Origin of the sequence: Amycolatopsis sp. GM8 (genome assembly GCF_021653975.1) — a bacterium.
Taxonomy (GTDB): Bacteria; Actinomycetota; Actinomycetes; order Mycobacteriales; family Pseudonocardiaceae; genus Amycolatopsis_E.
The window spans coordinates 116246-138679 of record NZ_JAJKFK010000005.1 but is presented as its reverse complement, the minus strand read 5'-3'; the positions used below and the strand labels follow the sequence as shown (position 1 = coordinate 138679).

Genomic DNA, 22434 nt, shown 5'->3' with positions numbered 1-22434 from the left:
CGGAGGCCCGTCACATGCCCGACGCAGTCATCGTGTCGACCGCCCGTTCGCCCATCGGCCGGGCGGGCAAGGGATCGCTGGCCGCGATGCGGCCGGACGACCTCGCCGCCGCGATGGTTTCCGCGGCCCTGGAGAAGGTCCCGTCGCTCGACGCCACGCGCCTCGACGACCTGATGCTCGGTTGCGGGTGCCCCGGCGGCGAGCAAGGACACAACATGGCGCGAGCGGTCTCCGTCCTCTTGGGACTCGACACGGTTCCCGGCACCACCGTCACTCGCTACTGCGCCTCCAGCCTGCAGACCCTGCGCATGGCGTTCCACGCCATCACGGCGGGCGAAGGCTCCGCGTTCGTGGCCGCGGGCGTCGAAACCGTCAGCCGCTTCGACAAGGGCAACAGCGATTCCTTGCCCGACACCATGAACCCGAAGTTCGATCGCGCTCGCGAACGCAGCGCCCGAGCCGCCGATGGCGGCGTCGAGTGGAGCGATCCCCGCGAAACGGGTGAGCTCCCCGACATCTACATCGCCATGGGGCAGACGGCGGAGAACGTCGCGCAGCGATACGGGGTGAGCCGCGCGGACCAGGACGAGTTCGCCTGCCGCAGCCAGCACCGCGCGCAGGAGGCCATCGCGAACGGTTTCTGGGCGCGGGAGATCACCCCCGTCCGCACGCCGGACGGCGAGCTCGTGGCCCACGACGACGGGCCGCGGCCGAACGTCACCCTCGACGGACTCGGCGCGCTCAAGCCCGTGTTCCGGCCGGACGGCACCGTGACCGCGGGCAACTGCTGCCCGCTCAATGACGGCGCCGCGGCGCTCGTGGTCATGAGTGACACGCACGCTCGCGACCTCGGACTGACGCCGCTGGCGCGGGTGGTCGCCACCGGCGTGTCCGGATTGAGCCCCGAGATCATGGGCACCGGCCCCGTCCAGGCGAGCACGAAAGCGCTCGCCAATGCCGGGATGACCATGGCCGGAATCGATCTCGTCGAGATCAACGAAGCCTTCGCCGCGCAGGTTCTCGCATCGCAGCGGGAACTGGCGATCGATCTGGACCGGCTCAATGTCAACGGCGGTGCGATCGCGGTCGGGCATCCGTTCGGGATGACCGGGGCACGCCTGGTCACCACGATGATCAACTCATTGCGGTGGCACGACAAGCAAACCGGGCTGGTGACGATGTGCGTCGGCGGGGGACAGGGCATGGCGGTCGTCCTGGAGCGACTGTCGTGACGCGCCCGGCCGCCGACGCGACGCGGGCAGAACGGGCGACAGGCACCCCGATGGTGTTCTCGCCGCTGCGGTTGCGCGACGTCGAGTTCAAGAACCGGGTGTGGCTGGCGCCCATGTGCCAGTACAGCGTCGAAGCCCGCGACGGCGTCCCGACCGACTGGCACCTCGTCCATCTCGGCGCCCGCGCGGCCGGCGGGTTCGGACTCGTCCTGACCGAAGCCACCGCGGTCGTCCCGGAAGGACGGATCAGCCCGCAGGACACCGGGCTGTGGAACGAAACCCAGCAGGCCGCCTGGGCCCGGATCGTCGAGTTCGCGCACAGCCAGCACACGGCGATCGGCGTGCAACTCGCCCACGCGGGACGTAAGGCGTCCACCTGGGCGCCCGCGCTGCGCCGCGCCGGGACGATCCCCGCCGCCGAAGGGGGCTGGCGCATTGTGGGCCCGTCGCCGGTAGCGCTCGACGGTCTCGACACGCCCCACGAGATGACCCGGGACGACATCGCCGGCACTGTGCGCGGGTTCGCCGCCGCGGCGGCGCGTGCCGACCGTGCGGGCTTCGACGTCATCGAACTGCACGCGGCACACGGCTACCTCATCCACCAATTCCTCTCCCCGCTGTCGAACTTCCGCACCGACGACTACGGCGGATCGTTCGACAACCGGATCAGGCTGCTCGTCGAGATCGTCGACGCGGTGAGGACGGAATGGCCTGGCCGCAAACCACTTTTCGTCCGGTTCTCGGCGAGTGAATGGGTCGAGGGCGGGTGGACGGTCGAAGACACCGCCGAACTGGCCGCCCGGATCCAGCCCCTCGGGGTCGACCTCGTCGACGTCTCGTCCGGCGGCGTGGTGGCGCCCGGTCGCATCACCGTCGGCCCCGGCTACCAGGTTCCGTTCGCCCGGCAGGTGCGCGGCGCCGCTGGGATCCCCACCGCCGCGGTCGGCTTGATCACCGACCCGGAACAGGCCGAGCACATTCTCGCCGAAGGCTCCGCGGACGCGGTCCTGCTCGCTCGCGCGGCGTTGCGCGAACCCTCGTGGCCGTTGCGGGCGGCCCATGTCCTCGGCATCGAGCGCGACGAGGCGCCCTATCCCACCCAGTACCTGAAGGGCGCATGGCGCCGGCACCACTAGCGGCGGCCGCGCTTCCAGAACGGAGGAAGCCAGTCATGGCAGGAAAAATCGTCTCGATCATCGGTGGTGGACCCGCCGGCCTGTACGCGGCGCGGTTGCTGAAACGGCGCCGGCCCGAGTGGTCGGTGACCGTTTACGAACGCGCCGCGCACGACGAGCCGTTCGGGTTCGGCGTGAGCCTCACCGGCAGCGCCCTGGCCTCGTTCGAGGCGGCCGACCAGGAGACCCATGCCGAGATCGCCGCTTTGGGGGTCGCCGCTCCGAGCGCGGAGTTCCGGCTGGCCAGCGGAACGGTGCGGATTCCCGAGTTCAGCCGGGGGCTCGCGGTGGCCCGCCGGGACCTGTTGCGGGTGCTGGCCTCCGCGTGCCGGTCGGCCGGTGTCGACCTGCAGTCCGGGACCAAGGCGGATGTGCACGAGTTGCGGCGGCGGTCCGACGTCGTGGTTGTCGCGGACGGCGCGAACAGTGCCAGCCGGGCCGCCCTGCGCGACGAACTCGGCGCCCACGAAAGCTTCGCCCGGGACACGTTCATCTGGTGCGCCGCCGACGTCGTCCTCGACTCCGCGGTTTTCATTCCCGTGGAGACCGAGCACGGCGTCTACGCGACGCACTCCTACCCCTTCACCGCGACCCGGTCCGGCCATGTGATCGAAGCGTCACTCGAAACCGTCCGTGCGGCCGGTATGGCCATCGGCCCGCGCCAGGACGGGAGTTCGGACGCTCAGGCGCTCACGTACCTGGCGGAGGTGTTCAAGGATCTGCTCGACGGCGCCCCCTTGATCGGCAACCGGTCGGTCTGGGGCCGGTTCCGCTGGGTGCGGTGCGACCGCTGGCACCACGAGAACGTCGTGCTGATCGGCGACGCCATGGCGACCGCGCACTTTTCGCTGGGATCGGGCACGAAACACGCCATGGAAAGCGCGATCTCGCTCGCGGACGCGCTCACCACCACCGATTCGCTGCCCGACGCGCTGGCCGGCTACGAGGCGACCCAGCGGCCGGCCACCGCGCTGCTGCAGGACCGGGCCTGGCGCAGCAACCTGTGGTGGCAGTCGATCGACCGGCGGCTCGACCTGTCCCCGGCGCGGATGGCGGTCTCGTACCTGACCCGGTCCGGATCGATGTCGCTCGGCAAACTGCTCACCTCGGCGCCCGAGCTCATCAACGAAGCCGCACAGAGCCTCGGCGGGAACCCGCCCTCTGACGCCGGAGCCTTCGGGGAATGGCTGGTCCACCGCCCGCTGCGCGTGCGCGACAACGTCGTGCTGGAGCACCGCGTGCTCGGACAGGATGGCGGCGCTGTGGCTGTGGTCTCGCTGGGCGAGGTCGCCGCGGCACGAGCGCGCTATGCCGCACCGGCGATCCTGGCGGAAATCACTGTGGACACCGATGACCCGTGGGGCGCCGATGCGACCGCGCTCGTGAAACGCGCCGAGGCGGCGATCGCGGCCGGTGCCGACGGCGTACTACTGAGCGGTCGGTCGGAGCGCGGCTCGTTACTGGACCGGGTCGCGCTGGCCGAACGCATTCGCACGTCGTGCCGCACGACCGTGGCCGTCCGCGGTCCCGCCGAGTTCCGGACCGACCTGCTGGAAGGTCTGCTCACCGGCCGGATCGACCTGATCGCCCACGAGCCCAGCGGTGGTGGCCGGGCCTGATCATCACGCGGTGCCCCGAACCTCAATACGACCCGAGGTGCGAAACGGGTCTGGTCACGGCATCTCGGACATTGTAGAGTGAGCGTTACATACATGATCCGGAGTGCCCCGTACCCGGAAAACGCTCCCACCTGCAGCCCACGGGTATTCCGCCGAATCGACCGTCGCAACGAAGCGAGGTTCCCTTGAACGTTCTCGAGCAGATCAAAAGATCACCCATGAGTCGCGCCCAGATCGGGGCGGTCTCGCTGTGCCTTGTCATGAACCTGATCGATGGCTTCGACCTCCTGATGATCTCGTTCGTCGGGCCGACGATCGCCAAGGCCTGGCACCTGGCCCCGTCCCAGCTGGGACTCCTGTTCAGCGCCGGCCCGGCGGGGATGGCCTTCGGGGCCCTGTTCCTGGCCCCGCTCGCCGATCGCATCGGCCGCCGCCGCTTGACCCTCATTTTTCTTGCCGTGGCTTCGCTGGGCATGCTGGGCGCCTCCGTGTCGCAGGGATTCGGTCAGCTCCTCGCCGCCCGGGCGGTCACCGGCGTGGCCATCGGGGTGATGGCGGCCAGTCTGCCGGTGCTCGCTTCCGAGTACGCGAACAACAAGCGCCGGGGAATGGCCGTCGCACTGATCACGACGGGCTACGGCCTGGGCGCGATCATCGCGGGGATCGCGACGAGCCAGCTCGTGGGCCCGTACGGGTGGCGGTCGGTCTTCGTGTTCGGCGGCGTCGCCACGGCGATCATCTTCGCCATCGGCCTGCGTTACCTGCCCGAGTCGATCGACTACCTCGTCGCGCGGCGTCCTGACAACGCGCTGGCCAGGCTCAACCGTATCCTCGTCTCGATGGGCCGCGCCCAGGTCGACGAGCTGCCCGAGAAGGCGCCGGCACCGCGCAAGGTGGCGCTCGAATCGCTCTTCCGCGGCAACAACGCCGTCCGGACGGTGCTGGTCTGGGTCGCGTTCGTCGCGGCGCAGACGACGTACTACTTCACGAGTTCGTGGACGCCGAGCTTGCTGCTGAAGGCGGGTATGTCCACTCAGCAGGGTCTCAGCGGTGGCGTGCTCTTCGCCATCGGCGGGGTCCTGGGCGCGGTGTTGCTGGGTGTGCTGGCATCTCGCTTCGAGGCGCGCCGGCTGACCGCCGCGTACTTCGTCGCCGGCGCACTCGCGCTCGTTCTCTTCTCGGTGTCGCTCGGCTCCTTGGGCAGCGCGCTGGTCGTGGCGGTGCTCGTCGGCCTTCTCGCCACCGGCACGGTTTCGGGCATCAACGTCATCGTGCCGGCGCTCTATCCGACGGAAGCCCGCGCGACGGCGCTCGGCATCGCCGGTGCCGTGAGCAGGGTCGGTGCCATTCTGGCGCCCCTGTTCGCCGGCTTTCTCGTGCAGGCCGGCTGGGGTCCGGGATCGATGTACCGGATCTTCGCGCTGGCGCCACTGGTCGGCGCCCTCGCGACGATTCTCCTCGTCCGCGGGATGTCCGCCCGCGGCGCGCGGGGCTCGTCGCCTGCCGCGGCCGAAGTCGCCGAGGGAACGGCGACACAGGCATAATCCGGTGACCAAGAAGCTCCGGCCGCCGGTGGCCAGGCCCTGGCCACCGGCGGCCGGACCTGGAACGGACGACCGCCATGCCTGACTCACATTCACGGCTCGCGCCGGTCCGTGTCGAGATCGCGGCGTCCTGGCGGCGCACGGCGCAATCCAGCCTGCCGACGAGTGCGAGGCTCGACGAACTCCCGGTGACCGACGTCGACCCCGCGAGCAGGCTCATCGAGGCGGCCCGGCCCGTCCTCGACCGCATAGCGGGCGAAATCGCCGGCAGCCGTTTCACGATCATGCTCGCCGACCGTTCCGGCCGTATCGTCGACCAGCGGTTCGGCACGTCTTCACTGCGCGCCCGGATCGAGAACGTCGGCGGGGTCGTCGGCCGGCAGTTCGTCGAGGAGAACACCGGCACCAACGGTGTGGCGACGGTGCTGGAGACCCGCCACGGTATCGCGGTGCACGGCGGCGAGCACTACATCGAGGCGCTGCGTCCCTACAGCTGCTACGGCCATCCCGTCTTCGACCGCACGACTGCCCGGCTCGCCGGGGTACTCGACATCACGTGCGCCGCCGCGGAGAGCAACGCGTTGATGCGCCCGGTGCTCGTCCGCGCCGCGGAGGAGATCGAGCTGGCGCTGATCGCCAGTGCGCGGGTCGCCGACCAGCGCCTGCTCGCGGCCTTCCGCGCCGTGTCGCGCCGCCGTGGGAAAGCGGCCGTCGTAGCGCTGGGCCGCGATGTGGTTCTCACCAACGACATCGCTCGCGACACGCTCGACGCCGTTGATCTTGCGCTCCTCAGCGCATTGGCGGAGCGAACCCCGGGTGACACGATCAGCCACCTGCGCCTCAATTCGGGCCGGGCGGCGGTAGTGCGTACTCACCGCATCGGCACGGACGGCGGGGTGATCATCGAGATCAGGGTGCGGCGGCTGACGGCCGGCTCAGCCGGCATCGACACAGCACGGCCGGTATTGATCTCCGGAGAGCCGGGAACGGGCCGAACGACCCGAGCCACCTCCCTCCTGCCGCGTGAGCCGCGCATCTTCGACGCGGCGGCCCAGGCTGTCTCCGCACCCGAGCTGAGAGAGTCCCTTTCGGCCGGCGGTGCCGTGCTCATCGAGTCGATGGACAGGCTCGATGACTCGGTCGCCCGCGACCTCGCGCATGCGCTGGATTCCACCGAAGCCCACGTCGTGCTGACGAGCGGACCGGTGGAGGCACTGCGCGATGAGCACCAGGCGATAGCCGCGCGCTGCCCGGCGAAGATCGAACTGGCGCCGCTTCGCCATCGGACGACCGAGATCCCGGGCCTCGCACGGGAAATCCTGTGCGACACTGGCGCCCGCCTCACCTCGGACGCTCTTCGGGCGCTGGCCTGCCGGCCCTGGCCGGGCAACCTCACCGAGTTGCGTTCGGTGCTCATGTCGGCCGCGGCGCGGGCCGGGCACGAAATCACCGTGGCCGACCTGCCAGGCGGTCCGAGCCGAGCCTCCTCGCGCCCGCTGTCACTGGTCGAACAGGCCGAATGCGCGACCATCAGGCACGCGCTCCAGGCCTGCGGGCACAACCGGCGTGCGGCGGCCCGGATGCTGTCGATCAGCCCGACCACCCTGTACAAGAAGCTTCGAGCCTTCGGCCTCGATGCGCTCGAGCACGCGCGCTGACCGTCCAGAAGTTGGACGGTCGGCGGTGGGTTTCCTCGATTAGCGTCGCTTCCGTTCACGGTTCACCCGGCCAACGGAGGCAACGTGTACCCGCACCAGGATTCGCTGTTCATCGGGGGTGCTTGGGTGACCCCGCACGCGCAAGAGAAGATCACGGTCATCGGTTCGAGCACCGAAGCCGTTCTCGGCAGCGTGCCACACGGCGACGAGAAGGACATGGACGCCGCCGTGGCCGCGGCCCGCGCCGCTTTCGACGATCCGGACGGCTGGCCGGCGTGGTCGCCGGCCCGGCGCGCCGAGGCTCTCTACCGGCTCGCCGACGCGCTCGACCGGCGCAAGGAAGACATCACGCGCACCGTCACCGCCCAGAACGGTATGACCATCACGGTCTGCGAACAGGTGGAGGGCATGCTGCCGGGCACACTGCTGCGCTATTACGCCGGCCTGGTCCGCGACGAGTCCTTTGAGGAGGTTCGGCAGGGCATGCTCGGCAGTCCCGTCCATGTGCGCAGGGAACCACTGGGCGTCGTGGCGGCGATCGTCCCCTGGAACGCACCGCAGCTGCTGTCGGCGACGAAGTACGCTCCCGGTCTGGCCGCCGGCTGCACGTTCGTGCTCAAGCCCTCACCCGAGGCCGCGCTGGACTCGATCCTCTTCGCGGAGGCCGTCGCCGAGGCGGGCCTGCCGGCCGGGGTGATCAACATCGTCCCGGGTGGCCGCGAGACCGGCGCGTACCTCGTCTCACATCCCGGCGTCGACAAGGTCGCGTTCACCGGCTCCACCGCCGCCGGACGGCGGGTGGCCGAGGCGTGCGCGAGCCGCCTGCGCCCGGTGACCCTGGAACTGGGCGGCAAGTCGGCCGCCATCGTCCTCGACGATGCCGATCTCGACACCGCGATCGCGGAGCCGTTCTTTTTCGCGACCATGCTCGCCAATGGTCAGGCGTGCTTCGCGAGCACGCGAGTGCTGGCCCCGCAAAGCCGGTACGACGAGGTGGTCGACGCGGTCGCCACGCTCGCGAAGGGCTTGACCGTGGGAGACCCCATGGATCCGGCCACCCAGGTCGGCCCACTGGCGAGCGCTCGCCAGCGCGACCGGGTCGAGGGTTACATCGAGAAGGGCAAGGCCGAGGGCTCCCGGCTGGTCGCGGGCGGGTCGCGTCCCGCGGAGTTCTCGCACGGGTATTACGTCGCCCCAACGGTGTTCGCGGACGTCGACAACAGCCAGGTCATCGCGCGCGAGGAGATCTTCGGTCCGGTGCTGTCCATCATCGGCTACACCGACGAGACGGACGCGGTGCGGATCGCGAACGACTCCGAGTTCGGTCTCGGCGGTTCGGTGTGGACGGCCGATGAGGAGCGCGGGATGCGGGTCGCGCGCCAGCTGCGCACCGGCACAGTTGGTCTGAACCACTACACCGTCGACCCGGCGGCCCCGTTCGGTGGAGTCAAGTCGAGTGGACTCGGCCGGGAGTTCGGGCCGGAGGCGCTGCTCAACTACCAGCAGCTGAAGTCGATCTACCGCTGACAAACGCGACGGACGTTGGGACGAATACGGATGGCGCTGCAAGACTGTGTGATTGCCGGCTACGCGGAAACAGAGCTCCGCTACAAGAGTGGAAGCGAGCCCTTTGCGCTCGGCGGCGTGATCATGGACAGCCTGTTGAACTCGACAGGCTTTTCCAAATCGGAAATCGACGGCCTGATCGTCACGCCGTCGGTGTCCGCGGCGGCGACGGCGTTCTGGGCACAGAGCTTCGTCGAGTTCCTGGGCCTGGAGCTGAATTTCGTCGACACCGTCGACCTGGGCGGGTGCGGGGCCGCCGGATCGGTCGCACGGGCGGCCGCGGCCATTGACGCCGGTCTCTGCTCGACGGTTCTCGTGATCTGCAGCGACACGCCGACGAGCCGATTCGACTATGTCAACTATTCGTATCACGAGGAGTGGTCCGACCCGGTGGGTCTGATGGGGCCGCCGGGTTCGTTCGGCCTGCTGTCGAAGCGGTACGACCACCAGTACGGTCTCGATCCCGAGGCTCTCGCCAAACTCGCCGTGACACAGCGGAATCACGCACTCCTCAATGACAACGCGTGCCAGAAGCTTCGCACGCCGATCACGCGTGAGGACTACCTGAACTCGCGCATGATCGCGGAACCGATCCGGTTGCTCGACTGCGTGATGTTCGCCGACGGTGCCAACGGGCTGCTGGTGACGCGCCGCGATATCGCGAAGGCGCGCAAGCTCGACCGGTTCGTCGTCCCGATCGGGTACGGCGAGGTGACCAATGTGGGCGGTGCTTCGAGCTTGGTCGACATCACCAACGCCGGTCACACCAGCGCCGGCGCGCGGGCGTTCGCGCAGGCCGGGTTGACGCCCGGCGATATCAATTCCGTCCATCCGTACGACGATTTCCTGATCGCGATCATGCTGCAACTGGAGATGCTCGGCTTCTGCAAGCCGGGACAGGGCGCTGACTTCATTCGCGAGACCAATTTCGCCTTCGACGGCGATCTGCCGCTCAACACCGGTGGCGGTCAGATTTCCGCCGGGCAGGCGGGTCTTGCCGGCGGTGGGACCAACCTCGTCGAAGCCGTCCGGCAACTGTTCGGCCAAGGCGGACCGCGACAGGTGAAGGACACCGAAAACGCGCTCGTCACCGGGATCGGCTGGATCAACTACGGGCGCAACTGGGGATCGAGTGTTGTCCTCATCCTGGCCCCGGACGCGTGAGGTGATCATGGCAAAGCTCAATGACACAGTCGATGTCTCCCGCGGTTCATTTCGCGAGCTACCGTTTTCGCACCCGTTCTGGGAAGCGTCGCGCGAGAAGCGGCTCCTGCTTCAGCAATGCCCGCGTACCGGACAGTTCCAGTTCTTCCCCCGGCCCGTCAGCATCGCGACGGGCCGGACCGACCTCGAATGGCGGGAGGTCGACGGCAGGGGTGAGATCTACAGCTACACGCTCACCCACCTGGGCCCCGGGCCGTTCAAGGGCCAAGATCCTTACGCGGTGATCATCGCGCGCCTCGATGCGGGAGTGGACATCGTTTCGAACCTGGTGCACGCCTCGACCGAGGACCTGTGCATCGGCCGGCGTATCCGGCCGTACTGGATGCCACTGGACGACGGCCGGCATCTTCTGCTCTTCGAACCGGACAGCGAGGTGCCGGGAAAATGACCACACACGACGGAATCGAAAGCCTTTTGCGCCCCAGCTCCATCGTGATCTTCGGCGCGTCATCGCGTCCCGGAACCGCCGGCCAGATCATCCTGAACCAGTTGCTCGAAGACGGGTTCGAAGGCGACATCTTTCTCGTTGGACGTACCGCCGGACAGGTCGGATCACGGCCTATCCTGGCGGATCCCCTCGATCTTCCGGAGGGGATCGATCTCGCCATCCTCACCGTGCCCGCGGCGGGTCTGCGTGACGCTGTCGTCGCGTGCGTCGATCGCAAGATACGCGGCGCCGTCAGCTTCGCCTCGGGCTTCGCCGAGGTGGGAGACACCGGGCGCGGCCAGCAGGAGGAGATCGCGGCGATCGCCGCGGCGGGCGATCTGGCACTGCTCGGACCCAACACCGTTGGTTATTACAACTTCGTCGACGGCCTGACCGTGATGATGATCGAACAGAAGGCACCGCCCGCCTTACCGCGCGACTCCGGCCCGGCGGTGGCCGTCATCGCACAGAGCGGCGGTATCGCCAATCACCTCTCCGGATCTCTGCGGGCACGAGGCGTGCCGATCTCGTACGTCATGACGACCGGTAATGAAGCGGGCATCGATGTCAGTGACCTTAGTGGCCATTTTCTCGAAGACGAGCGGACCTCGGTGGTCGCGGCGTATGCCGAGCAGATCGGCTCGCCGGAAGAATTCCTTGCCCTAGGCGCGATCGCCCGGGCGAAGAACAAGACGATCGTCCTGCTGCATCCCGGCCGTACCGCGAAGGGGCAGGAGGCGGCCAGTTCGCATACCGGCTCTCTTGCCGACGACTACGCCGCGATGCGGGTCGCCATTGAGGACGCGGGGATCCTGCTCGTCGAGACCACCGAGGAGCTGATCGATCTCTGTCAGCTGCTGCTGTATTCCCCGATCCCGCGCGAGGGTGGCCTGGGCCTGGTGACCACCTCCGGTGCACTGTGTGCGCTGAGTGCGGACTATCTGGACTCGCGCGGGCTGGACACCCCGGCCCTCGGCGCGCCACAGATCGAGGCCCTGACCGACCTGCTTCCCGACTACCTGTCGGCGCGCAATCCGCTGGATCTCGGCACCCTGCCCGCCTGGAAGCCGGAGATGGTCGGGGACGGCGCCCGGCAACTCCTTTCCGATCCGGCGATCGGCAGTGTGCTGGTCTCGCTGCCGCTGACGGAACCGGACCGGATGATGGCCTGGCTGAGTTCGTTCGCACAGGCCCACAAGGAGCAACCCGCACCGGCGATCTTCGTGCTCGCGGGCGAGGACTGCCCCTTGCCACCCGAACTGCTGCGCTACGCGGCGGACAACAACATCGTCGTCACGCGCTCGCACGAGCGCGCGATCCGAACCCTGGCGACGTATCACCGCTACGCCCGCCAGGCGCGTCGCACACACGATCAGGCTCAGGCGACAAGCTTCAGCGGACTGCCCGGGCTCGGCTCCGGCACACACGCGGAGTGGTCGGGCAAGAAAGTCCTGGCCGCGCTGGGGATCACAGTGCCCGAGGGCGGCCTCGCCGGCACCGCGGATGAGGCTGTGTCGATCGCGCGGACCGTCGGCTACCCGGTCGTCATGAAGGCTCAGGCGGCGTCGCTCGCGCACAAGAGCGAGGTCGGTGGCGTGCTCCTTTCGCTGGGCGACGCCGACGCGGTTCGTGACGCGTGGGACGAGCTTCACCGCAACGTCGCCGCTGCCCGGCCTGGATTGGAGCTCGACGGCGTGCTCGTCGAAGCGATGGGCCGCCACGGTGTGGAGCTGGTTGTCGGTGCCAAGCGGGACCCGAAGTGGGGGCCCGTCATGATGGTGGGACTGGGCGGGGTCTGGGTGGAGATGCTCAAAGATGTCCGGCTGTTCTCACCATGGCTCACGCACAGCGACATCGTCGGCGAATTGAACCAGCTGAGGGCCGCGAAGCTGCTGCACGGTTTCCGCGGTTCCGCGCCGGTGGACGTCGACGCGGTCGCGGGCGTCGTGCGGGCGGTCGGCCGGCTCATGATCACCGAGCCCGACATCGTGGAGATCGACGTGAATCCTCTCGTCGCCCTGCCAGGCGGAGAAGGTGCCGTAGCGCTCGATGCGCTCATGGTGACCAAGTGAGGACTCGATGAACAATGACCTCGTGGTGCTCGAAGTCGACGGGCCGATCGCGACGATCACGCTGAATCGGCCGGAACGGCGCAATGCGTTCTCGCGAGCCATCGCCGATGGGCTCGACTCCGCACTATCCGGCTTGCCTGACGAAGTACGAGCTGTCGTGCTCGCGGGAACCGGAGATCATTTCTGCGCCGGCCTCGACCTGAAAGAGCACGAGCAGGCGGCGCCGTTCGAGGCCGTGAAATTCTCCCGCTCCAGCCAGGCCATGCTCGCACGCTTGCGTAACTGTGGCCGCCCGGTGATCGCCGCGCTGCAGGGTGCTGTCATCGGCGGCGGGCTGGAGATCGCCTGCCAGGCCCATGTCCGGGTGGCCGACGAAACCGCTTTCTTCGAACTCCCGGAGGGAAGGCGCGGAATTTTTGTTGGCGGTGGCGCCAGTGTGAGCGTCGCCAAGATCATCGGAACCGACCGCCTGATCGAGATGATGCTCACCGGTCGCCGGTACGAGGTGCGCGAGGGCGAACGGCTGGGCTTGGTGCATTACGTGGTCGAGCCGGGCAAGGCGATGCAGAAGGCGCTGGAGATCGCTCGCACTGTCATCCACAACGCCCCGATCTCGAACTACATGATCCTCCACGCCCTCCAGGAAATCGGGGAGATGCCGGCATCCGCGGGCTATTTCACCGAAAGCCTGGCGCAGGCCATGACGCTGACGTCCGAAGACGCGAGGGCCGGGATGGAGGCGTTCTTGCGGAAACGCTCGATCACATTCTGATCGGCGCCCGCGTCCGAGCATGGACCGGCGGAGCGACAGTGTCGTACTTTGGTAGCCGATGACAACGCTTCTGGACGGCTTGCGGGTGCTCGACCTGTCCCTGTGGCAGCCTGGTCACTACGCCACCCAGCTACTCGCCGATCTCGGCGCCGAGGTCGTCAAGGTCGAGCCACCCGGGGGCGACCGCATGCGGCCGGTGGGCGACCGGTTCGTGAACTTCAACGGGCACAAGAAAAGCGTGGTGCTCAACCTGAAGGACGACCGCGACCGGACCGCGCTGCTGGACATGGTGCGCGATTGCGAAGTGGTGGTGGAGAACTACCGGCCGGGTGTGGCGGCCCGGCTCGGTGTCGGCTTCGACCAGCTGCGTGCCGTGAACCCCGCCATCGTGCTGTGTTCGATCTCCGGGTTCGGCCAGACCGGTCCGCTGGCGGGCACAACCGGGCACGACGCCAACTACCAGGCGTACGCCGGTGCGATGACCGTCGCCGACGGCCACCCACCGGCCCCGGCAGGTCTGCTCATAGGCGACCAGGGATCAGGGCTCGCGGCCGCCTTCGCCATCCTCGCCGCGGTTGTGTGTGCGCGGCGGACCGGCGAGGGCGAGCACATCGACGTCTCCATGACCGACCTGCTCGCGACCTGGGTGGCGCCGCTGGGCGCCGTGGACCCCCGGCGGGCCGGGATGCGGACGTCGGACGATCACGGCGGCGCTCCCGCCATGGGCACGTTCCGGACCAGGGACGACCGCTGGATCGTCCTGGGGGTCTACAGCGAGGATCACTTCTGGGACGCCCTGTGCGACGCGCTGGGGCTCGGCCGGTACATCGGCCGCACCATGGCCGAACGCTCGGCCGGCGCTTCGGCACTGAGCGCGGACATCGCGGCGGCGGTGGCGACGTTCGAGCAAACCGGCCTCATCGAAGCCCTGGAACAGCGCGGAGTGCCGGTCGCGCCGGTCCTCACCCGGGCCGAGATGCTCGAACACCCGCACTTCCGCGAGCGCGGCGTTCTCACCACGGGCGTCGACGGCTACCTCACGATCGCCCACCCCATCCGGTACACCGTCCACCCCGCGCTTCCGCCAGGGCCGGCGCCCTCACTGCCCGAACGCGACACCTGAGGACTGCGGCGCCGCACGACCGGCCTGATCGCCTAATCTCCCAGACATGACGACTGATCTCTCGGGGCCTGACCTTTCCGCTCGCCGCGCCATCGTGACCGGTGCGGCGAGTGGGATCGGTGCGGCTGTGGCGACCCGGTTGGCGGCTCTTGGTGCCCATGTTGTGGTGTGTGACATCGATGCGGAGGGTGCGGCTCGGACTGCTGAGCGGATCGGCGGTGAGTCGCTGGTGCTCGATTTGAGTAATACCGCCGATTTGGCTGAGCGGGTGTTTGAGGCGGATATTCTGGTGAATAACGCTGGTGTGCAGCATGTGGCGCCGATTGAGCAGTTCGATCCGTCGCGGTTTGCGTTCATGTTGCGGTTGATGTTGGAGGCGCCGTTCCTGCTCAGCCGGGCTGTGCTGCCGCATATGTATGAGGGTGGCTGGGGGCGGATTGTGCATATCTCCAGCATTCATGGTTTGCGGGCTAGTGCGTTCAAGTCGGCGTATGTCAGTGCCAAGCATGGGTTGCTGGGGTTGTCGAAGGTGATCGCCCTGGAGGGTGCGCCCAACGGGGTCACCAGCAACTGCGTATGCCCGGGGTATGTGCGCACGCCGTTGGTCGAGAACCAGTTGGCGGACCAGGCGAGCGTGCACGGGTTGAGCGTGGATGAAGTGGTCTCCGATGTGCTCTTGGCGCGGTCGGCGGTGAAGCGGCTGATCGAGCCTGAGGAGGTCGCCGGTGCGGTCGCGTACTTGTGCTCGCCGGAGGCCACGTCCATCACCGGCACCGAACTGGTTCTCGACGGAGGCTGGAGCGCCTCCTGAGACGTCAGCGGGTCATCAGGTCTCGTAGCGCCGCCAATGTCTCCTTCGGGCTTTCCTCGACGACGAAGTGACCGCCGGGGACCTCGACTCCGACGGCGTCCGGGGTGAAGGTGCGGCGCCAGGCGGACAGGGGTGATTCCGTCCCGGCCCCGAGGAAAGTGGCGCCCCAGATGATCGTCGTGGGGCAGGTGACGGCCCGCCCCGAGGCGAGGTACTCGTGATCCGCTTCGCGGTCGGTGGTCGCGCCCGCGCGATAGTCCTCACAGAACGCGTGAATCCGCTCGGGCTGCCGCCAGGTTTGGCGGTACTGCTCCAGTGCCGCGGGCGAGAAGCAGTCGAGGGTGCCGTCGGCGGTGTGTTTCCGCACCAGGTCCTCGATCCCTTCGACATCGAGTCCCGCTTCGGCCTGCGGGCTCGGCCGGGCCATTTCGGTCCAGTGCGGGAGCGCGCCCGGCGTTGCTTCGATCATTTCCCAGACCGTGTGGACGGGCAGGTTGTCGAGCACCGCGAGACGCTCGACATGCCGCGGTGTGGCGAGCGCCATCTGGTAGGCGACCTGGGCGCCACGGTCATGCCCGGCGACGGTGAACCGGTCATGGCCCAGCTGCGCCATGAATTGCACGCATTCGGCGGCCAAGGTCCGTTTGGCGTAGGCATGCCGCCCGCCGTCCCCGGCCGGCGCCGCGGAATCGCCGTAGCCCTTGAGGTCGAGGGCGATGACGCGAAAGTCTTCGGCGAGGTCGGTGGCGATGGGGTGCCAGCACAGATGCGACTGGGGGTACCCGTGCAATAGGAGCAGCGGGGGTGCCTTGTCCGGACCGCCGGCGCGGGCGATCAGGGTGCCGCCGCTCGTGGGCAGGGAAACCCTGGCGAAGCCGGGAAACAGGTCGGTCATGCCGGTTCGACGGTGTCGAGTTCCACGTCGACGTGCTGGGAGCCCTGGCCCGGGTAGCCGAGTGCGAAGGCGAGGGCGCGGAAGGTCTCCGCGGACTCGACCCGGATCTGGTGTGGCGTATTGGGTTCCGTGTAGATCAGGTCACCGGCCTTGATCGTCCGGGCCTCGTCGGCGACCTGCATGATCGCTTCACCCTGCACGACGAACCAGAACTCGTGGGTCGGATGGTGATGAGCCGCCATCGTCGTGCCACCGGCCACCTCGAACACGGAGACGAGTGCCAGATACGTCCCAGAGGTGGCTTCCTGCAAGGATTCCTTGGGAATGAGGTACTTGCTGCTGGCGGTGCCGAGGTGTTCGGGTACGGCCTGGATATCGGCGGACCACACGTTCACGGGCATTCCTTTCCTGATGGTGTATTTGGTTCTGTTTTGTAAGCGGCGGAGCCGCTTGCTGTGGGCCGTGCACTGGCGCCGCTGCGGGTTCTGAGGTGGTTCCTGGCGAGGACAGCGGCGACGTGGTGTATTGGCATGACGTAGCCACGCGCAGCGTGCCCGTTGAGGGTGGTGGTGGGCTGGCGGGAGGGGCCGCTACCCGCACCGCCACGCAAGCCACTTTCAAACACTCGTTAGAGCCGGACGCCGTAGCGTTGCTGGAGGTCTTCTGTCCACTCGGGAACACCGGTGACCCCGAAGCGTTTCTGGAGTTCCGTGCGTGGTCCGGCGTCGTCGGGAGCGAGTGCGGACATCGCCAGGAAGTAGTCCTCAAAGGACGCCGGTGCGCTGATTTCCAGGATTCGCACCGGCCGGTCGGTCGCGTTCCACACGGTGTGCGGGATGAGACGCGGTTTGGCGATCGTCTCCCCGGCGGGCGCGGTCCACTCCCGATCCCCGATCCGGACACCCAATTCACCGTCGAGGACCACGTTCACTTGGTCGTGATCGGTGTGCACGTGCGGCCAGAACAGCCGCCCGGGAGCGATGACCTGCTCGACGACGCTGACCTGCCCGCCGGTGTCGGCACCCAGTGCGCGGAAGATCGTCGGCATGCCACCGATATCGACCTGCTGGTCCTGCCGCGGCCCGGTCATGCGCGGTCCCGGTACATCGGGATGTCGACCGGCGGCTGCGGGATGACGCCGCCGTGTGCTTCCGCCTGCGCGTAGAGGTACTCGTGACTTTTATCCATTGTGGACAGTGCGGCATCGACGTCGACGTGGATCAGTTTTCCTCCTCGTTTGACGATGGACCCGGCGACGAGGACGGTGTCCACGTTGCCGGAGTTCGTGTGGCCGATCACCGCGCCGATCGGATCGTTGCGGTACCAGCCGGCCTGGCTGATCCCGCGCATGTCGAGCAGGACGATGTCGGCCTGCTTGCCGGGCACCAGCGATCCGACGCGATCTTCCAGCCCCGCGGCCTTGGCCCCGTTGACGGTCAGCCAGGTCATGGCGTCACGCGCGGTCCACGGCATGGTTTGCGGGGCGAGCCATTGCTGGTAGCCGGGGTCGGCGGATTTCCAGCGGCTGACCTGGAGGGTCAGCCGGGCCATGCCGATGAGGTCGCCACCGGTGCCGATCACGCAGTCGTTGCCGATACTGGGGCCGTGTGTGAACCGGGTCGCCTCCGCGATGGCGGGAAAGCCCATGCCCATCTGCATTTCGGTTTCCGGGCAGATCGACACCGAGGCACCCGCGTCGTGCAGCAGCTGCCATTCGTACTGGCTCATGAAGCTGCAGTGCACGAAAAGCATGTCGGGACCGAGGATCCGGGCGTGCCCGAAGTGAGCGACGTCCGCGTACATCTGGCGTACGCAATGCTGGTTGGCGTGCACCACGATCCGGGCCCCGAGGGCACGGGAATCCTCGACTTCGCGGGCGATTTCGGCCATCGGCGCGATCGGCAGCTCCTGGGGACAGATGCCGAACGTGAGCAATTGGTCCGGGCTGGCGAAGTACTTGTCCCGGATCTCGGTGGCCAGCGCGAGCCGCTGCTGGTAGTGGTCCAGTTCGCCGGCCGAAATCTCGTCGGACGGCGACTCGTCCCAGCCGTTGGAGGTCACCGGGGTCAATGCGTGACCGTAGAGCGCGCGGATGCCCGCGTCGCGCAACCCGGCCACGGCCGCGTGGGCGTGGTCGCCGGTGACGATGTTGTGGCAGTAGTCGACCACGGTGGTCACGCCGCAATTGAGCGCGTCGAGCGCGCCCAGGTAATTGCCGGCATACATGTCCTCCGGCCGGTACAGCTCGGAGAACTGCAGCCGGACGCCGCGGATGTAGTCGGGGACGAGCCAGTCGACGCCGACGCCACGCATCGGCGTCTGCCACAGGTGGCGGTGCGTGTCGACCATGCCGGGCATGGCGATCATGCCGCGAGCGTCGACGATCTCCGCGTCAGCACTGATGTCCGGCGCGACGGCGGCGATTTTCCCGTCCTCCACGAGGATGTCGCAGTCACGCAATTCGCCGGCGGCGGGATCCATCGTGATCACGTCGGCGCCCTTGATGAGGGTTTTCATACGAGGTCTCCTTTGACTTCTCTAGCTGCCGATGTCGAGGAAGCCGGTGCGGCGACGTTTGAGCTGGGCGGAGAAGATGATCGCGAGCACGACCGCGCCACCGTTGAACACGTCGGTGACCCACGGCTGCACCCCGAGCAGGGTCAGCCCGCTGATGGTGGTGCCCAGGAAGAACAATCCGAGGATCGTGCCCTGCACGTTGTAGGTGCCGGGGTGCCAGGTCGTCGCCCCGAGGAACACCGCGGCCAGCGCGGGCAGGATGAACGGCAGCCCGCCGATGGTGGGGTCGCCGTTGCCCTGGGCGCCGACCTGGAGGACTCCGGCGATCCCGGCGAGCAAACCGGAGCCGACGAAGCTGAGCAGGACGAGCCGGTTGACCCGCAACCCGGTCAGTCGTGCCGCCGCGGCGTTGGAGCCCACGGCGGTGAGGTGCCGGCCGAACGGGGTCTGGGTGAGCATGAACCAGGTGGCGAGGGCGAGCACGAGCATGATCACGAACAGCACGGGCAGGCCGGCGACCAGCTGGGTGCTGATGGTCGCGAGGATGGGGGAGAGCCCTGAGCTGATCGGGACGCCCTTGGTGTAGGCGGTGACGAGGCCACCGATCACGGTGCCGGCGCCGAGGGTGGCGATGATGGAGTTGACCCCGAGATAGGCTACGACCGCGCCGTTGATCGCCCCGACCAGGCTGCCGACGACGATCGCGCCGAGCACCGCCAGCGGAAGCGGCAACCCGGCCTTGCTCATCAAGGTCGCTGTGACGATCGAACAGAGACCGAGGTTCGCGCCGACCGAGACGTCGAACCTGCCGCCGACCAGCGGCAGCATCAAGGCCAGCGCGGCGACGGCCAGCACGGATTGGGAAATGGCGATGCTGCGGAAGTTCGCGGCGGTGGCGAAGGTGTCCGGGCGCGCCGCCGTGAACACCACGATCAGCACGACGAACAGCAGCAGGAGCCCGAACCGTTCGAGCAGCAGGGCCGGTGACGCGGCGGAACGGCGGCGTCCCGTCGCGGGCGCCGGTGGCGACTTCGTAGGGGGTGCGTCGGTCGATGAAGTGGTCACGGCGTGTTCTCCTTGGTGAAGACCAGTTCGGTGAGGCGTTGGCGATGCAGCTCGGCGCCGCGCACCTCGGCGGTGATCCGGCCGTCGCGCAACACGAGCACGCGGTCGCAGGCGTGGGCCAGCTCGTCGAAGTCGGAACTGACGACGAGCGCGGCCATCCCGCCGGACACCGCGCCCCGGATCGCGGCGTAGACGTCGGCCCGGGCACCGACATCCACGCCCTGCGTGGGTTCGTCGAGCAGCAGCAGCCGCGGCTCGCGGCGCAGCCACCGGGCGAGCACCACCTTCTGCTGGTTGCCGCCGGACAGTGACGACATCAGCGCGTCCTGCCCGCTGGTGCGGATCGCGAAGTCCGCGATCGCGCGATCCGCGTCGCGCCGCTCGGGCGGGCGGCGCAGGCGGCCACCCACCCAGTACTTCGTGATCTCCGCCGCCGACAGGTTTTCCCGGACCGACAGGTCCAGGTAGGCGGCTTCGTGCTCGCGGTCCTCAGGCACGTGCGCGATGCCCAGTTTCATGGCCTGGCCGGGATTCCGCGGCTGGACGGCCGTCCCGCCGAGCCTGATGGTGCCGGCCGTGCGGGGGAGGTCGCCGAAGATCATCCGGAGCAGTTCGGTGCGACCGGTGCCGAGCAGGCCCGCGATGCCGACGATCTCGCCGGACCGCACGGTCAGGTCGACACCGCGCAGCGGCCCGCCGGACAGCCCGGTGACCTCCAGCAGCGGTTCGCCCGCGGCCGCGTGTTCGCCCGTGGTCTCGGCGAACACCCGCTCGACGGGACGCCCGACGATGTGCTCGATCAACTCGGCTTCCGTCATGCCCTGCGTGGAGCGGGTGATGACGTGCCGGCCGTCGCGCAGCACCGTCATGGCGTCGGTGATGTCGAGAACCTCGTCGATGCGGTGGCTGACATAGAGGATGGTCTGTCCCGCGCGGGCGTAGCGGCGCAACGCGTCGAGCAGGACAGCCACCTCGTGCTCGGGCAGGGACGCGGTCGGTTCGTCGAGCACCAGGACCGAGCCCGCGCCCTGTGCGTCCTGCAACGCGCGGGCGATCGCGACCATCGTCTGGTCGGCCGGACGCAGATCGCCCAGCCGGTCGCGGGGATCGGCGTCGATCTCGAACCGCTCCAGCAGGGCCGCGGTGCGCTTGCGCAACTGCGCCCAGCGGACCCGGCCCGCACTGGTCGGGAACCGGTCACCGATCGCGATGTTCTCGGCGAGGGTCAATTCCGGGAAGGTGCTCCGGCTCTGGTGCACGAACCTCAGGCCGCACCGGCGGGCGAGCGCGGGAGTGGTCGCGTCGGCCGGCACGGTCTCCCCGCCGATGCGGAATTCCCCGCCGGGATCCGCGGTGTGCACGCCCGCGAGGATCTTGATCAAAGTGGACTTTCCTGATCCGTTGCCCCCGAGCAGACCGTGGATCTGCCCGGCGGCAACGGAGAAACCGACGTCGTCGAGTGCGCGGGTGGCACCGAAGGTCTTGGACAGGTGCCGGACTTCCAGGTCGGTCATTGCGCACCACCTGACCAGACCTTCTCGCGGATGGTCTTGAAGTCGACCGGGGTGGCGATCGGCGCTCCCACGGCGGGCAGGCCGTGATCCTTGTCCACGTAGATGAACCCGCCGCCCTGGTTGGGCAGGCTCGCCGGCGCGACGCCGGAGAAGATCCGGTTCAGGGAGTCCGCGGTGGCCCAGATGTCGTACTCGTAGGGGATCAGGCTCGTCGCGGTGACCAGGCCGTCACGGATGAGCTGCGTACCCGACACCTGGCCGTCACCGCAGCACACGACGAGACCGCTGCGACCGGACTGGCGGATGGCCGAGGCGAACCCGCCGGACATGAACGAGTCGGAGTCATAGGCGACCGCCGCGGCGTCCGGGTTCGCGGTGAGCGCGGTCTTGACGATCTGCGTCGCCGGGTTGGGGAATCCGGTGATGTTCCAGACCACCGGGACCAGCTGACAGCTCGGGCAGGCGGTCGCCATCTCCTTTTCGAAGGCGGCCCAGCCGTCGGCGTGGATGACCTGGTCGACGTTCTTGACCACCAGCACCTTCGGGTTCTTCGCCCCGCGCTGGGCGAGTTCGGCGGCGAGGAACTGGGCGTTGTAGCGGCCCCGTTGTGCGTAGTAGTCGCCGGTCTTGGCCGAGCCCATCGTGTTCAGGGTGGCGGCGAAAAGTGGTTGCCCGGAACCGAAAGCCGGGTCGTCGCAGTCCAGGGCGGCGTAGTTGAGCACCGGGACGCCCGCGGCCTTCGCGGCCAGCAGGCCGCTCTTGATCTGCGGGCAGTCGAAGGCGGCGGTGACGATGCCGTCGGCACGCGCGGCGATCGCCTGGCCGATGGCGGTGTTGGCCGCGGCGGGCTGGTACTTGGTGTCGACCACGTTGACGTTCCAGCCCAGCTTCTGCGCGGCTTCGGTGAACGAGGACGACATGGTGTGGCAGGCCTCGAAGTTCTCGCCGCACGAGATGAACCACACCGTCTTGCCCTTGACCGCGGCGGGCCCGGTGGCCGGCGGCGGCTGGAACACACCGGCATAACCGGCGTCGAGGACCTTTTGCTGTTCCGGGGTAACGCTGCCGCCGCCGGCGTTGCTGGACTGTGGCGCGGTCGTGGTGCTGCACGCCCCGAGCGCGACGGCGCAGAGCAGGGTCAGCAGGCCGGCGAGATATCGGGGGAGGCGCCGGTAGCGGGTGTTCGATGGCTTCTTTGTCATCAGGGGTCTCCTACGTAT

General features: G+C 68.3%; 19 protein-coding genes. 12 read left to right on the top strand and 7 right to left on the bottom strand.

What is annotated here, in order from left to right:
- Positions 1–14 precede the first annotated feature (14 nt).
- The 12 genes from LOZ83_RS24100 to LOZ83_RS24045 all read left to right on the top strand — a co-directional run bounded on the left by LOZ83_RS24100 (position 15) and on the right by LOZ83_RS24045 (position 15223).
- Positions 15–1232: an acetyl-CoA C-acetyltransferase gene (locus LOZ83_RS24100; RefSeq protein ID WP_236793762.1), complete on the top strand. Its 1218-nt coding sequence runs from the start codon at positions 15–17 to the stop codon at positions 1230–1232.
- Positions 1229–2368, top strand: a complete 1140-nt coding sequence (locus LOZ83_RS24095; protein WP_308190289.1) for an NADH:flavin oxidoreductase/NADH oxidase — start codon at positions 1229–1231, stop codon at positions 2366–2368. The genes LOZ83_RS24100 and LOZ83_RS24095 overlap by 4 nt, the downstream gene beginning before the upstream one ends.
- A 35-nt stretch (positions 2369–2403) precedes the next feature.
- Positions 2404–4026 (top strand): FAD-dependent monooxygenase, encoded by a 1623-nt coding sequence (locus LOZ83_RS24090; RefSeq protein WP_236793760.1) that lies wholly within the window; start codon positions 2404–2406, stop codon positions 4024–4026.
- A gap of 218 nt (positions 4027–4244) precedes the next feature.
- A complete protein-coding gene (locus LOZ83_RS24085) occupies positions 4245–5570 on the top strand; it encodes an MFS transporter (protein WP_236793759.1) in 1326 nt (441 codons plus the stop codon).
- A gap of 77 nt (positions 5571–5647) precedes the next feature.
- The gene (locus LOZ83_RS24080; RefSeq protein ID WP_236793757.1) at positions 5648–7228 is read left to right on the top strand and encodes a sigma-54-dependent Fis family transcriptional regulator; all 1581 of its coding nucleotides are present in this window, start codon (positions 5648–5650) and stop codon (positions 7226–7228) included.
- 84 nt (positions 7229–7312) lie between these two features.
- Entirely contained in the window at positions 7313–8755 is a 1443-nt protein-coding gene (locus LOZ83_RS24075; protein WP_236793755.1) for an aldehyde dehydrogenase, read from the top strand.
- 30 nt (positions 8756–8785) lie between these two features.
- Positions 8786–9958 (top strand): thiolase family protein, encoded by a 1173-nt coding sequence (locus tag LOZ83_RS24070; RefSeq protein WP_236793753.1) that lies wholly within the window; start codon positions 8786–8788, stop codon positions 9956–9958.
- Positions 9959–9965: 7 nt separating this feature from the next.
- Entirely contained in the window at positions 9966–10406 is a 441-nt protein-coding gene (locus LOZ83_RS24065; protein WP_236793750.1) for a Zn-ribbon domain-containing OB-fold protein, read from the top strand.
- Positions 10403–12517 (top strand): acetate--CoA ligase family protein, encoded by a 2115-nt coding sequence (locus LOZ83_RS24060; protein WP_236793748.1) that lies wholly within the window; start codon positions 10403–10405, stop codon positions 12515–12517. The genes LOZ83_RS24065 and LOZ83_RS24060 overlap by 4 nt, the downstream gene beginning before the upstream one ends.
- Before the next feature lie 7 nt (positions 12518–12524).
- Positions 12525–13289 carry a crotonase/enoyl-CoA hydratase family protein gene (locus tag LOZ83_RS24055; protein ID WP_236793747.1) on the top strand — a complete coding sequence of 255 codons (765 nt, stop codon included), beginning with the start codon at positions 12525–12527 and terminating at the stop codon, positions 13287–13289.
- Between the two features lie 58 nt (positions 13290–13347).
- Positions 13348–14412, top strand: a complete 1065-nt coding sequence (locus LOZ83_RS24050; RefSeq protein ID WP_236793746.1) for a CaiB/BaiF CoA-transferase family protein — start codon at positions 13348–13350, stop codon at positions 14410–14412.
- Positions 14413–14458: 46 nt separating this feature from the next.
- The gene (locus tag LOZ83_RS24045) at positions 14459–15223 is read left to right on the top strand and encodes a 3-hydroxybutyrate dehydrogenase (protein WP_236793745.1); all 765 of its coding nucleotides are present in this window, start codon (positions 14459–14461) and stop codon (positions 15221–15223) included.
- A 4-nt stretch (positions 15224–15227) separates the two neighbouring features.
- Here the strand turns inward: LOZ83_RS24045 and LOZ83_RS24040 are convergent, their stop codons facing one another.
- The 7 genes from LOZ83_RS24040 to LOZ83_RS24010 form a co-directional block, all read right to left on the bottom strand.
- Positions 15228–16118, bottom strand: a complete 891-nt coding sequence (locus LOZ83_RS24040) for an alpha/beta fold hydrolase (protein WP_236793743.1) — start codon at positions 16116–16118, stop codon at positions 15228–15230.
- Complete coding sequence (locus LOZ83_RS24035; protein WP_236793741.1) at positions 16115–16513, bottom strand: cupin domain-containing protein; 399 nt, start codon at positions 16511–16513, stop codon at positions 16115–16117. Before LOZ83_RS24035 ends, LOZ83_RS24040 begins: the two co-directional genes overlap by 4 nt.
- 233 nt (positions 16514–16746) lie before the next feature.
- A complete protein-coding gene (locus LOZ83_RS24030) occupies positions 16747–17208 on the bottom strand; it encodes a cupin domain-containing protein (protein ID WP_236793740.1) in 462 nt (153 codons plus the stop codon).
- Positions 17205–18635 (bottom strand): amidohydrolase family protein, encoded by a 1431-nt coding sequence (locus tag LOZ83_RS24025; protein WP_236793738.1) that lies wholly within the window; start codon positions 18633–18635, stop codon positions 17205–17207. The genes LOZ83_RS24030 and LOZ83_RS24025 overlap by 4 nt, the downstream gene beginning before the upstream one ends.
- A gap of 21 nt (positions 18636–18656) precedes the next feature.
- Entirely contained in the window at positions 18657–19700 is a 1044-nt protein-coding gene (locus LOZ83_RS24020; protein ID WP_236793736.1) for an ABC transporter permease, read from the bottom strand.
- Positions 19697–21214, bottom strand: coding sequence for a sugar ABC transporter ATP-binding protein (locus tag LOZ83_RS24015; protein ID WP_236793734.1), 1518 nt, complete (start codon positions 21212–21214; stop codon positions 19697–19699). The genes LOZ83_RS24020 and LOZ83_RS24015 overlap by 4 nt, the downstream gene beginning before the upstream one ends.
- The gene (locus LOZ83_RS24010; RefSeq protein ID WP_236793732.1) at positions 21211–22416 is read right to left on the bottom strand and encodes a substrate-binding domain-containing protein; all 1206 of its coding nucleotides are present in this window, start codon (positions 22414–22416) and stop codon (positions 21211–21213) included. The genes LOZ83_RS24015 and LOZ83_RS24010 overlap by 4 nt, the downstream gene beginning before the upstream one ends.
- Positions 22417–22434 lie beyond the last annotated feature (18 nt).